This window comes from Variovorax sp. HW608 (assembly GCF_900090195.1).
Classification (GTDB): Bacteria; Pseudomonadota; Gammaproteobacteria; order Burkholderiales; family Burkholderiaceae_C; genus Variovorax.
Map to the genome: position 1 here is coordinate 1,124,709 of NZ_LT607803.1, position 12,351 is coordinate 1,137,059.

Annotated in this window: 11 protein-coding genes; 7 read left to right on the top strand and 4 right to left on the bottom strand. The window is 69.4% G+C overall.

Translation table 11 applies throughout. The features are described 5' to 3' along the window. Positions 1-2,094, bottom strand: a complete 2,094-nt coding sequence (locus VAR608DRAFT_RS05150; protein ID WP_088953086.1) for an NAD(+) synthase — start codon at positions 2,092-2,094, stop codon at positions 1-3. Here VAR608DRAFT_RS05150 and VAR608DRAFT_RS05155 point away from each other — a divergent pair. From VAR608DRAFT_RS05155 to VAR608DRAFT_RS05165, 3 genes are all read left to right on the top strand, one after another. Then, a complete protein-coding gene (locus tag VAR608DRAFT_RS05155; RefSeq protein ID WP_231973249.1) occupies positions 2,093-2,626 on the top strand; it encodes a TraR/DksA family transcriptional regulator in 534 nt (177 codons plus the stop codon). The two genes, VAR608DRAFT_RS05150 and VAR608DRAFT_RS05155, sit on opposite strands and share 2 nt — an antisense overlap. A 79-nt stretch (positions 2,627-2,705) precedes the next feature. Next, complete coding sequence (locus VAR608DRAFT_RS05160) at positions 2,706-3,236, top strand: protein-tyrosine phosphatase family protein (RefSeq protein ID WP_088953088.1); 531 nt, start codon at positions 2,706-2,708, stop codon at positions 3,234-3,236. Between the two features lie 87 nt (positions 3,237-3,323). Continuing rightward, complete coding sequence (locus VAR608DRAFT_RS05165) at positions 3,324-4,748, top strand: M20/M25/M40 family metallo-hydrolase (protein WP_088953089.1); 1,425 nt, start codon at positions 3,324-3,326, stop codon at positions 4,746-4,748. 4 nt (positions 4,749-4,752) lie between these two features. On the opposite strand, the gene VAR608DRAFT_RS05170 is transcribed toward VAR608DRAFT_RS05165, so the two are convergent. From VAR608DRAFT_RS05170 to VAR608DRAFT_RS05180, 3 genes are all read right to left on the bottom strand, one after another. Next, positions 4,753-6,438, bottom strand: coding sequence for a RecQ family ATP-dependent DNA helicase (locus VAR608DRAFT_RS05170; protein WP_088953090.1), 1,686 nt, complete (start codon positions 6,436-6,438; stop codon positions 4,753-4,755). A gap of 180 nt (positions 6,439-6,618) precedes the next feature. After that, a complete protein-coding gene (locus VAR608DRAFT_RS05175) occupies positions 6,619-7,899 on the bottom strand; it encodes a chloride channel protein (RefSeq protein WP_231973251.1) in 1,281 nt (426 codons plus the stop codon). A gap of 24 nt (positions 7,900-7,923) precedes the next feature. Further along, complete coding sequence (locus VAR608DRAFT_RS05180; protein ID WP_157730654.1) at positions 7,924-8,607, bottom strand: redoxin domain-containing protein; 684 nt, start codon at positions 8,605-8,607, stop codon at positions 7,924-7,926. A gap of 182 nt (positions 8,608-8,789) precedes the next feature. Here VAR608DRAFT_RS05180 and VAR608DRAFT_RS05185 point away from each other — a divergent pair, with 182 nt between their 5' ends. From VAR608DRAFT_RS05185 to VAR608DRAFT_RS05200, 4 genes are all read left to right on the top strand, one after another. Then, a complete protein-coding gene (locus VAR608DRAFT_RS05185) occupies positions 8,790-9,134 on the top strand; it encodes a hypothetical protein (protein ID WP_157730656.1) in 345 nt (114 codons plus the stop codon). A gap of 329 nt (positions 9,135-9,463) precedes the next feature. Beyond that, positions 9,464-10,600, top strand: a complete 1,137-nt coding sequence (locus VAR608DRAFT_RS36770; RefSeq protein WP_231973253.1) for a DUF3182 family protein — start codon at positions 9,464-9,466, stop codon at positions 10,598-10,600. Continuing rightward, the gene (locus VAR608DRAFT_RS05195) at positions 10,584-11,360 is read left to right on the top strand and encodes an alpha/beta hydrolase family protein (protein ID WP_088953094.1); all 777 of its coding nucleotides are present in this window, start codon (positions 10,584-10,586) and stop codon (positions 11,358-11,360) included. Before VAR608DRAFT_RS36770 ends, VAR608DRAFT_RS05195 begins: the two co-directional genes overlap by 17 nt. A 61-nt stretch (positions 11,361-11,421) precedes the next feature. Further along, entirely contained in the window at positions 11,422-12,342 is a 921-nt protein-coding gene (locus VAR608DRAFT_RS05200; protein ID WP_088953095.1) for a DUF3883 domain-containing protein, read from the top strand. Positions 12,343-12,351: the final 9 nt, after the last annotated feature.

Sequence of the window (12,351 nt, forward strand, 5' to 3'; positions counted from 1 at the left end):
TCAGCCCTTGGCCGGGGGCGCTTCGAGCGGGATGCCGTCCAGATCGGCCATCCACACCGCCGCTTCCGAATCGCTCGGCGCGCGCCAGTCGCCGCGCGGCGAGAGCGAGCCGCCGGAGCCGACCTTCGGCGCGTTCGGCACGCACGAGCGCTTGAACTGGCTGGTCTTGAAGAAGCGATAGAGGAAGGTGCCGAGATGGCGCCGGATCTCGGCCAGCCCGTAGGCGTTGCGCTCGGCCTGCAGCGCGTCGGGCCATGCGCCCAGCGTGCGGTCGTGCCAGGCCTGGTAGGCCAGGTAGGCCACCTTCGTCGGCCTGAAGCCGAAGCGCAGCGTGTAGTAGAGATGGAAGTCCTGCAGCTCGTAGGGGCCGATGGTGTCCTCGGTGCGCTGGCCCGGCTGCGCCTGCGTTTTCGAGCCTGCCGGGGCGGTCGCCGGCACCAGTTCGGGGCTCACTTCGGTGTCGACGATGGCTTCGAGCACGCGGCTGCCTTCCGCGCCGATCTCGTTCTTCTCGGCCACCCAGCGCACCAGGTGCTTGATGAGCGTCTTGGGCACGCTCGCATTCACGTTGTAGTGCGACATGTGGTCGCCCACGCCGTAGGTGCACCAGCCGAGTGCGAGCTCGCTGAGGTCGCCGGTGCCGACCACGATGCCGCCGTGATGGTTTGCGAGCCGGAAGAGATGGCTGGTGCGCTCGCCCGCCTGCACGTTCTCGAAGGTGATGTCGTACTGCGGCAAGCCGTCCTTGAAGGGATGGCCGAGGTCGATCAGCATCTGCGTGCAGCTCGGGCGGATGTCGATCTCCTGCGCGGTGCAGCCGACCGCGCGCATCAGCGCATGCGCCTGCCCCAGCGTGCGCTCGCTGGTCGCGAAGCCCGGCATCGTGTAGCCGAGGATGTTCGCGCGCGGGATGCGAAGGCGATCCACCGCCTTCGCGCACACCAGCAGCGCATGCGTCGAATCCAGCCCGCCCGAGACGCCGATGACGAGCTTCCTGATGCCCGCCGCCTCCATGCGCTGCACCAGCGACTGCACCTGGATGTTGAACACCTCATGGCAGCGCTCGTCGCGATGCGCGGCGTCGGCCGGCACGTACGGAAAGCGCTCGACCTTGCGCAGCAGCCCGTGCGACGCAGGCTGGGGGATCTCCAGATCGAAATCCACGGTGCGCCATGCCTGCAGCACCGCACGGTGCTTCTGCGCCGAGACGCCGAAGGAGTTCTGCCGCATGCGCTCGCGCGACAGGTGCTCGAGGTCCACGTCGGCGCAGATCATGTGCGACTCGTTGCTGAAGCGCTCGCTCTCGGCCAGCATCTCGCCGCTCTCGTAGATCAGCGCCTGCCCGTCCCAGGCGAGATCGGTGGTCGATTCGCCGATGCCCGCCGACGAATAGAGATAGGCCGCCAGGCAGCGCGCCGAATGCAGGCTCACGAGCTGGTGCCGGTAGGCCGACTTGCCGATCGTGATGTTCGAGGCCGACAGGTTGACCAGCACCGTCGCCCCGGCGAGCGCCGCATGGCTCGACGGCGGGATCGGCACCCACACGTCCTCGCAGATCTCGACGTGCAGCTTCAAGAGGGGCAACTGGCGCACCCGCAGCATCAGGTCGGTGCCGAAGGGCACGCGCTGGCCGAACAGCTCGATCTCGGTCGCGAGCGCGGAATCGGCGGCAGCGAACTGGCGTGCCTCGTAGAACTCGCCGTAGTTCGGCAGATAGGTCTTCGGGAACACCCCGAGCACGCGTCCGCCGGCCACCGCGGCCGCGCAGTTGAAGAGCCGGTGATCGAGCCGCAGCGGCAGCCCCACCACCGCAACCGCGTTCGCGTCGCGCGAGGCCTCGACCACCGTCTGCAGCGCCAACTCGCAGGCATCGAGCAAGGCCGCCTGGTGGAACAGATCGTCACAGGTGTAAGCCGAGAGCCCCAGTTCCGGGAACGCCACCAGAACCGCGCCCTTGGCCGCGGCTTCGCGGTACATCCGGACCGTCTCGGCGGCGTTGAACACGGGATCGGCGACGCGATTGCGCGGCACCGCGACCGCCACGCGGGCGAAGCCGTGGCGGTACGGGTTATGGAAGTCGAGCGGGGTCGTCATGGACCGGATTTTGCAGGCACGCGCAGGAGTCGGCGGAATCCGGGACTTTCTGTCGGCGCGGACTGACCCCCGCACGGGAACCACGCCGAAGGCGGCGCCCGCGTGCTTCGGGCCAGATGGCGCATTCGAACTCAAGGAGAAGGACATGACCGGGCTCAGCGAAAAGCAACTGGCTTCGTTGCGCAAGAAGCTCGACCGGCGAGAGGCGGAGCTGGCGGCCGAACTCGCATCCATCAACAGCGAGGCGATGGAGGAAGCGGTGCGCCTGCCGCCGCTGGAAGCCGGCGACACCGCCGACCAGGCCGAAGCCCGGACCCTCGAAGCCGTGCGTGACGGCGAGGCGCTGCGCGATGCGCTCGAACTGCGCCGGATCGCCGATGCCAGGGAGCGGATGCGTAACGGAAGTTACGGGCGGTGTATCGACTGCGGCGTGCAGATCCCTCGCGAGCGGCTGGAGGTGCAGCCCTCCAGCGAGCGCTGCGTGCCCTGCCAGCGCCTCTACGAGGCGCATCACCGGCCGGGAAATGCCTGAGCCCGAATGCCGCCGCATGCAGGCAGCGTTTGTCCACGCCGGCCGCGTGGCCGAGGCGAATCGGCATAGAGTTTTCTAGATGAGCGTCTGGCAGCCGAACCTCAGCTGGATCACGGACCAACTCGCGGTCGGCGGCAGTTTTCCGCTCGAACGCGCGGACGCGCTCGCGCGCGAGCATCGCGTCGCCGCCGTGATCGACCTGCGCGGCGAGGCGGTGCCCGATCCCGTGGTGATGCGCCGCCACGGGATCACGCTGCTGCATCTTCCGACGGCGGACATGTGCGCGGTGGAAACGCCGGACCTCGAATACGGCATCCGCTTTGCCAACGAGTTCCTCGACGCGGGCCGGCGCGTGCTGGTCCATTGCGAGTACGGCATCGGGCGCTCGGCCACGCTCGCGCTGTGCCTGCTCGTGCATCGCGGCCTGCCGCCGCTCGAGGCGCTGGCGCTCTTGAAGAAGCAGCGCCCGCAGGTGGCGCCTTCGCCGCCGCAGTTCGAATGCTGGCGCGCGTGGCTGGACAGCTATCGCTTCACGCGCGACGTCGACTGGCCGCTGCCGAGCTTCGACGAATTCACCGCGCTCGCCTACGCCCGGCCGCGGCGGGGCTGATCGCCACCGACCCTATACTGCCCCGCGCCTGTGCCGACAGGACGGTGCAAGGCCGTGTTCAGCGATCAACAAGGAGACTTCAGACAGATGAACAACAAGGTACGACTTGGCGCCGCCGCCGCCCTGCTCTGCGCCGCTTCCTGGGCCGGTGCCCAAACCGCAGCGGCAGCACCCGCGCCGCTGCCGCCGCTCACGCCCGAGCAGCAGCGATTCCATGACATCTACAAGGAGCTGGTCGAGATCAACACCACGCACCTGAGCGGCAACAACACCGAGGCCGCGCAGGCGATGCGCAAGCACCTGCTGGATGCAGGCTTCAAGGCCGACGAGATCCAGCTCTTCGAGCCGTACCCGAACAAGGGCAACCTCGTCGTCCGCTACAAGGGCACGGGCGCGAAGAAGCCGCTGCTGCTGCTGGCCCACATCGACGTGGTCGAGGCGCGCCGCTCCGACTGGAAGACCGACCCCTTCAAGCTCAAGGAAGACGACGGCTACTTCACCGCGCGCGGCTCGTCCGACGACAAGGCGATGGCCGCCTCGTTCGTCTCGATCCTGTCGCAGCTCAAGCGCGAGGGCTTCAAGCCGAACCGCGACATCGTGCTCGCGCTCACGGCCGACGAGGAACTCGGCGACGTGCCCACCAACGGCGCCTTCTGGCTGGTGAACAACCAGCGCGCGCTGCTCGATGCCGAGTTCGGCATCAACGAAGGCGGCGGCGGCCAGCTCAACAACGGCAAGCCGGTGCTGCACCGCGTGCAGGTGGCCGAGAAGATGTACACCACCTACAAGCTCGAGGTGCGCGACGTCGGCGGCCACAGCTCGCTGCCGACGCCGGGCAATCCGGTCTACGAACTCGGCACCGCGCTGGAGCGCCTGGGCAAGTACCGCTTCCCGGTGAAGCTCGCCGATGTCACGCAGAAGTACTTCGAGCGCAGCGCGCAGTTCGAGACCGGGCAGATGGCCGAGGACATGCGCGCGGTCGCCGCCGGCAAGCCCGACGAAGCGGCCACCGACCGCCTGTCGAAATCGGCGCTCTACAACGCGACGCTGCGCACCACCTGCGTGGCGACGCAGGTCACGGCCGGCCATGCCGAGAACGCGCTGCCGCAATCGGCGAAGGCCACGGTCAACTGCCGCATCCTGCCGCACGACGATCCCGCCGAGGTCGATGCCGCGCTGCGCAAGCTGCTCGAAACGCCGCGCATGAAGGTCGAGCAGACCAATCCGCCGCTGAAGAGCCCCCCCTCCCCGCTGCGCCCCGAGGTGATGCAGGTGGTGGACTCGATCACGCAGCAGATGTGGCCCGGCATCCCGGTGGTGCCGACGATGAGTACCGGCGCGACCGACAGCCGCTTCATGCGCAATATCGGCATCCCGATGTACGGCGTCTCGGGCATCTTCTCGGAGCCCAGCGATGCGCGCGCGCACGGCCTCGACGAGCGCGTGGCGATCCCGCGGCTTTATGACGGCCGCGAGTTCATGTACCGCATGGTCAAGCAGTTCGCGCAGTAGCGCTTCACGCGCGGCGGAGCGCCTCGACGTAGGCCGGCAAGAAGCAGCGCCGGCTTCCGTCCGCAAACTCGACGGTGATCGACGCCGCATCGGCGCTCACCACCTGGCCTTCGCCGTATCGCCTCACCTTGACCGGCTGGCGCAACGCGAAGGCCGGGGCACGCATGCGGCGCGTCGCGGGGCGTCGCAGCGGCGCGCGCTCGATGCGGGCCGCGGATGCGGCGGCGAGCGCCGCCTCGTGGCGCGCGATGCGGCGGCAGTTGTCGCAGGTGCCGCATCGCTCGGCCGGCGCCTCGCCTTCGAGGTAGGCCAGCAGCACCTGCCAGCGGCACTGGCCCGTCTCCGCGTAGAACACCATGCGGTCCAGCGCTTCGCGGTCCTGCACGCGCCTGTCGCGGTAGCCGGTGGCGAGCGCACGCAGCGCCTCGGACGTCATGTCACGGCGCTGCAGGTGGATGCTTCCGTCCGGCAGGGTGGCCAGGATGCGGCTGCCGCGCAGCAGGCTCAGCGCGACGCGCAGCTTGTTGCGCGGGATCGGCAGCTCCTGGCGCAACTGCGCGAGCGTGATTCCCGCGTCATCGCCAGGCCGCGCCTGCAGCGCGCGGTACACGGCCTCGAACTCCTCCTGCGCCGGATAGCGCCCGCCGAGAAAGAACTGCTGCACCGCCTTGTCGCGCCGCAGGTAGAGCAGCGTGCAGGATGACGGCGCACCGTCGCGGCCGGCGCGGCCGGACTCCTGGTAGTAGGCATCCAGCGCGGGCGGCATCTGGTAGTGCAGCACGAAGCGGATGTCGGGCTTGTCGATGCCCATGCCGAAGGCGTTGGTCGCCACCATCACGCGAACTTCGCCGGCCATGAAGGCGTCCTGCGCCTGCCGGCGGTCCGCCGCCGCCCGACGACCGTGATAGAGGCCCACCGATTGGCCCGCGTCGCGCAGCGCGTCATGCACCGCCTCGGCAGCCCTCACGGTCGCGGCGTAGACGATGCCGCTGCCTTGGCTGCTGCGCACGAGCGCGAGCGCACGTCGCAGCTTCTCGTCCTCGTCCGCGAGCTGCTCCACCGCGTAGTGCAGGTTGGCCCGGTAGGTGCCGGTGTCGATCCAGCCGCCCTGCGGGATGCCGAGCCGCTTCATGATGTCCGCGGCAACCTCCTCGCTGGCGGTCGCGGTGAGCGCGAGCACCGGCGGGCGGCCGAGCTTCTCCAGCGCCATCTCGATGTCGAGGAACGCGGGACGGAAATCGTGGCCCCACTGCGAGATGCAGTGCGCCTCGTCGACCACCAGCAGCGAGGTCCGCCGCTGCGTCAGCAGCCCGAGGAATGCCGGATCCGCCAGCCGCTCCGGCGTCGTGAAGACGATGCGCGCGCTGCCGTCGCAGAGCGCCGCCTCGCCCGCACGAATCTCGTCGGCCGGCACGTGGCTGTTGAACTGCACCGCGTGCACGCCGATGGCGCTGAGCTTTTCCTGCTGGTCCTTCATGAGCGCGATGAGCGGCGAGATCACCACCGTGCGACCCGGCAGCATCAGCGCCGGAAGCTGATAGCACAGCGACTTTCCCGCGCCCGTCGGCATGACCGCGAGCACGGCGCGGCCCCCGAGCACGCGCTCGATCGCCTGCTGCTGCCCGGGTCGCAGCGTCTCGAGCCCGAAAGCATCCCGCAGCGTGCGCTTCAGACGGCCTTCGAGCGACATTCGGATGCCTTCTTCCTCTTTGGAATCGGTTCGCTGCCTTGTGCCATCGTCGTCCTTTCGCTTGCGCCTCCGAGCGGACGCGGATGGACCATTTGACGACGGTCCGGCGCGGCGCCTAGTAGGACGATCGACACACTCCGCGCCATCCGGCAGAGCGCATCTTTCAGACCGATGGCGGGGTCAATGGCGGGCTTCGATGGGATTGCCGTAGATCGGCTTGGCGCCGAACTGCGTGCTGATCGCGTGCGCGACCCCGCATGCGAGCATGACCGGCACCGTGAGCTGGAACTGGTCCGTCATCTCCAGCACCATGACGATGGCCATCAAGGGCGCATGGGTCACCGCGGCCAGCACTGCGGCCATGCCCACCACCGCCAGCGCGCGCGGATCGCCGACCCATGCGACGGGCATCCACGTCGCCGCGATCTGCGCCAGCACGCTGCCGGCGGTCGCACCGACGAACAGCGAAGGCGTGAACACGCCGCCGATGGCACCGCTGCCCGAACTCAGCGCGGTCGCCGCCACCTTGGCCGCCAGGACCACCGCCAGCCACTGCCACAGGTGCTCGCCCTGAAGCACCTGCGAGACCACGCTGTAGCCGTTGCCCCAGACCTGGGGAACGGCCGCCGAGATCAGGCCCACCAGCACGCCGCCGACGCCGAGGCGGACCGGCAACGACCCGATCCGGGAAAAGAGATCGCGCGCCTTGTCGAGCAGGCCGAGCCAGACCCATCCAATGCCGCCGAAGACGATGCCGGACAACAACGCAACGGCCAAGCCTGTCGGCGCCACGGCCTTGCCCGACATGACGTACAGGGGCGTGGGCTCGATCAGCCAGTAGATGAGCGAACTGGCCGTCGCGGACGCGATCAGGACCGGCGCGACCGTGCTGCGCGCGAAGAATCCGATCGCCAGTTCGAGCACGAACACCACCCCGGCAACCGGCGCATGGTAGGCAGACCCGATGCCCGAGGCGATGCCGCAGACCATGATGGTGTTGCGCTGCTCGGGCGAGATGGCCACCCAGCGCGCCAGCCATGAACTCACCCAGGCCGCGAGCTGGACCATCGGGCCTTCCCGCCCGATCGACGCGCCCGTTCCGATCGAGAACAACGCCGACAGCGTGCGGGTGAAGGTCGTGCGATCGTTCAGGTCCACGCGGCCGGCGCGTGCGGCCTCGATGTAGTCGAGGTTGCGATCGCCGCGCGGGCCCTTCGCGGCCCATCTTCCACCCCACTGCAGCACGAGCCCCGCCAGCAGCCCGCCGACGGCGCACACCAGCGCCCGGTGCCAGGCCGGCAGCGACATGGCCGTCTCGACGAGCCCGCCGGTGTGCCCGGTCGCGAGCCACTCGACCTGCTGCGTCAGCCAGCGAAACCCGATCGTCGATGCGGCCCCCAGTGCGCCCGCGATGCCCGCCCAGATCCAGAGCCTGATCGTTTGAATCGTTGGGCTGAGCACGTACGGGGGTCGCGGTCGCAACGGTCAGTGGCGACGCAGTGCGTGGGCCGCGGCGATCAGTTCGTCATCCTTGAAGAACTGGCAGACGTCTGCCTCCCGATGGGCGGCCTCGATGAACGCCCAGCGAATGATCCCCCCGGCGTCGATGAGGAAGTGCCCCGAGCCCTGAAAGCCGTGCGCCTGGGCGATGCGTTGATCGACTTCCGTCGCCACGAAGCCGTCCTCCCGGTTCAAGGTCTCCATGGCGGCAAAGGCGTTCATCACCTGCGGCACCTCCGGTCGGGACAAGGTCGTCAATTCGGTGAAGCGGGCGATCGTGGTCGTCTCCGGCCAATGGACGTCGTCCGGATCGGCGTCGTCGGGAAGCACCCGCGCCTCGAACAGTCCGAAGGCATGGTGCGTGCGCACGTCCGGGTCGGCGGCAAGCACGATTCGCGTCGGCCGGTACTGGAAGTACTGGCGCGCACGCTCGAGCGGCGTGTTGACGATGGCGAGGGTGTCCACACCCTCGCCGGCGAGCGACTCGTGCGTGGCGGACAAGTGGACGATCTGGCGGCGGCAGAAGGGGCAATGCAGGCCGCGGAACAGCGCCACCAGCACGGGCCCGTTGCCACGGTAGTCGGCGAGCGAGACATCGCCTTCGCGGTTGACTGCCGGCAGGATGAAGTCGGGCGCCGGGTCGCCGGGCCCCAGGGGTTGGAAAGCCATGAGAATCCTCCGAGGCAGTTGAGGCCATTCGACGGATCGGTGACGAGCGGGAAAAGATAGCACGATCCCGCGCACCGGCATGCGAAAGATTCCTACGTCGCCACGCGGCCCGCCGCCGCAACGTTCACCTTTTGCGACTTCGCCACCCCACCACCGAGCCTCACGTCACAGGGAGCTGCCTGATGACCCGTAGAGATTCGCGGACCCTGCTCGAGCGCGCGCTGACCGCGATGAAATCGTCAGCCACGACCTGCGAAGCCCGCCCCAACGACCGCCGGGGAACGGCTGGCGGGATGTTCCCGCCCGCCGATCCGCCGAACTGGACCGTGCGGCCCTACCTCCATGCGCGCGAGATTCGCGTCGCCTGGGCCGAGGGCCTGCTCGCGAACAACGACGGCACGCCGTGCAGCGGCGGCCTCTGGCATCCGGACACCGAATACAACCGGCTGCTGCTGCTGTCGGCCGTCGCCGAAGGACAGCGCCTGTTCGGCCTCGCGACGCACTGGCTCGAGGAGCGCGACGCCTGAGTCGCCGCTGAGTCGCCGGACAGCGCGACACTTCACCCGGGGCCGCTTCCTACATTCGCGGAGCGCTGGCCCCGGTAGCTTCCTGCGCGCACCCCAGGAGAGTTTCAGATGCCAGACAAACAGGCTGCCACGCGGCTTCACGAGGAAGTGACGGTGACCGAGGACGACGAGGTCCGCTACTGGATGGATGAGCTCGGCGTGACGGAGGAAGCGCTGCGCCGCGCCGTCGCCGACGCCGGGACCCGGCCCTGCGATGTGCGCGACTACCTCGGCGCGCCCACCGGGCCACCCCGCCTGACACGCGCCCGGCAGGACGCCAGGATCCGGCCATGGCCGAACGCGCGAGTGCGGTCAGGGGCCGGGTGTTCTCCTTTACCGTCGAGGGCCGACAGTTCGGCACCGAACATGAACGGGCCACGCGCGCCGAGGTCTCGCGGCGCCTCGCGGCGCTCAAGCGCTTCGATTTCGCGGGCGAATACGACGCCGCCCTTTTGCACGGCGGCGGCCATGCCGGCGCGTTCTACTTCGTACCGAGCGACACGCTGCACGTCGACACGGCGGCCGCGCTCGGCATCCGCGGGCCGGACGATCTCTTCGGCGGCGTCGTGCCGCACCCGTTCGTCGCGTCCAAGGTCATCACGCATCCGCTGGTGCATCCGCAGGCCGTGCGGCCGCAAGGCTGGGTGGCGCGCTTCGGCGAGGCGGTCGCGGGGGCCACGCTGAAAGGCTTTTCCGCCTTCTCGCGCGCCGATGCGCTGCAGGCCGGGGGCCTGCTGCTCGCCGACGGCGAAGTGCGCCTGAAACCCGCGCGCTCGGCCGGCGGCAAGGACCAGTGCGTGATTGCCGATGCGGCCGCGCTCGCGCACCGGGTCGATGCCCTGGACGCGGAGCAACTGCGCACCCACGGCGTGGTGCTGGAGGAGAACCTGATCGACCCCGTGATCCACAGCGTGGGCCAGGTGCAGGTCGACAGCCTCGTGGCCAGCTACCACGGCGTGCAGCGCGCGACGCGCAGCAACCGCAACCACGTCATCTACGGCGGCACGGACCTGCACATGGTGCGCGGCGACTTCGACGCGCTGCTGCGGCAGCCGCTCGCCCCGGGCGTGCGACGCGCGGTCGAGCAGGCGTCGCTCTATCACGCCGCGGTGATCGATTGCTACCCCGGCTTCTTCGCCTCGCGCATCAACTACGACGTGGCACAGGGCGAGAACCGGCGCGGCAAGCCGTGCAGCGGCGTGCTCGAGCAGTCCTGGCGCATCGGCGGCGCGACCGGCGCCGAGATCGCGGCGCTCGAGGCCTTCCGCCTGCGCAAGGACCGCCTCGTGGTCCGCGCCTCGTGCGTCGAGGCCTACGGCGGCACGGCACCACCGCCGGGCGCGACGGTCTATTTCCATGGTCACGATCCGGAGATCGGACCGATTGCCAAGTACGCCTTCATCCACCCCGATGCCGACCCTGACTAGAACCATCGAGATTCCCGTGGCCGACCAGCACATCGACGGCACGCTGGTCGCGCCCACTCCCGTCATCCCCGGCGTGCTGCTGGTGCACGGGTGGGACGGCAGCCAGGCGCAATACATCGCACGCGCGCACGAGCTCGCCGCCCTGGGCTGCGTGTGCCTCGCGATCGACCTGCGCGGCCATGCGCGCCACCAGTCGCAGCGCCTCGCGGTGACGCGCGAGGACAACCTGCAGGACGTGCTCGCCGCCTACGACGCGCTCGCCGCCCACCCGACCGTGGACGACAGCTCGATCGCGATCGTCGGCAGCAGCTACGGCGGCTATCTCGCGGCGCTCGCGTGCACGCTGCGGCCGATCCGCTGGCTCGCGCTGCGCGCCCCCGCGATCTACCGCGACGAGAACTGGGACGTCCCCAAGGGCAAGCTCGACCGCGAGGACCTGAACGCCTACCGCCGCACCGCGATCCGCTCCGAGGACAACCGCGCGCTGCGGGCCTGCGCGGAATTCCACGGCGACGTGCTGGTGGTGGAGTCCGAGGTCGACAAGACGGTGCCGCACGAGGTGATCGAGAACTACGTCCACGCCTTCAAGCACGTGCGTTCCATCACCTACCGCGTGCTCGCCGACGCCGACCATGCGCTGTCCACCGACGAGATGCGGCACGCCTACGGCATCCAGCTCGTGAGCTGGATGACCGAGATGGTGCTCGGCGCCAAGGCCGCGAGCGGCAAGATCCGGCCGGTGCCGCGCGTGCCGGCCTAGTGCCGGCACGGTGCGGCAAGAGGCATACTCGACGCAAACACAACTCGTCAGATCAAGCCGAATGGACAAGGAAGTCGATCCCGCCGTGCTCGGGGTCATCAATGAAAAGCGCCTCATGGGCGAAAAGCGCACGCCGGTCGAAATCATCGCCAGGATGGGCGTGTTCGATGCGCGCGAAAAGGCCGCCGACCTCGCCTGGCTGGCCACCGGCGACAACCTCAACGTCATCGCCACGCTCTGGGCGGAACTCGTGAACGTCGGCGCCGGCGGGCGCTGGTTCTATCTCGAATCGCTGAACCCGCAGGTCCGCATCGGCGGCGGCGCCCGCAGCGCCCAGCAGGCGCAGCGCGCCAAGGACCGGCTCGGCCTGCTCAAGCGCGCGCATGACGCGGACCGGGGCGTGCGCGTCGTGCTGCAGACCAACCGGGTGCCGGTGCTCGAGATGGAGTCCGACAAGTCGGCCCGGGTGTCGGTCCGCGTGCCGGACGACGAGGAATGGCACATCGCCGAGTGGGATGCAGACCGGCAGATCGCGCTGCTGGTGCGCGGCGCACGCGGCTGGATGCCGGGCGACGCCGACCTGCAGGCCGCGCGCGCCCGCGCCGCCATGCCCGAGCCGGCGCCCGAAGCGGACGCACTCGCCGGCCCCGCATCGCCCGAAGAACTGCACGCGGCCGCGATGGAGCATTTGACCAAGCACTTCGCAGGCTACGGCTACAAGGCCGAGAACGTCACGGCCCAGGGGCTGGGCTGGGACATCGAGGTCTCGGACAAGAAGGGCAAGACGCTGCTGAAGATCGCGGTCAAGGGCACGAAGTCGGGCATGCCCGCCTTCCAGCTCACGAGCGCGGAACGCGCCTGCGCCAAGGCGGGCGATCCGTGGCGCCTCGCGGTGGTCAGCGACGCGCCCGGCCCGGCGGCGCAGCACAAGCTCTACCGGGGCTCCGAGGTCGACAGCGCGCCCGGGCTGCTGCCGTCGTAGCCGTCGTAG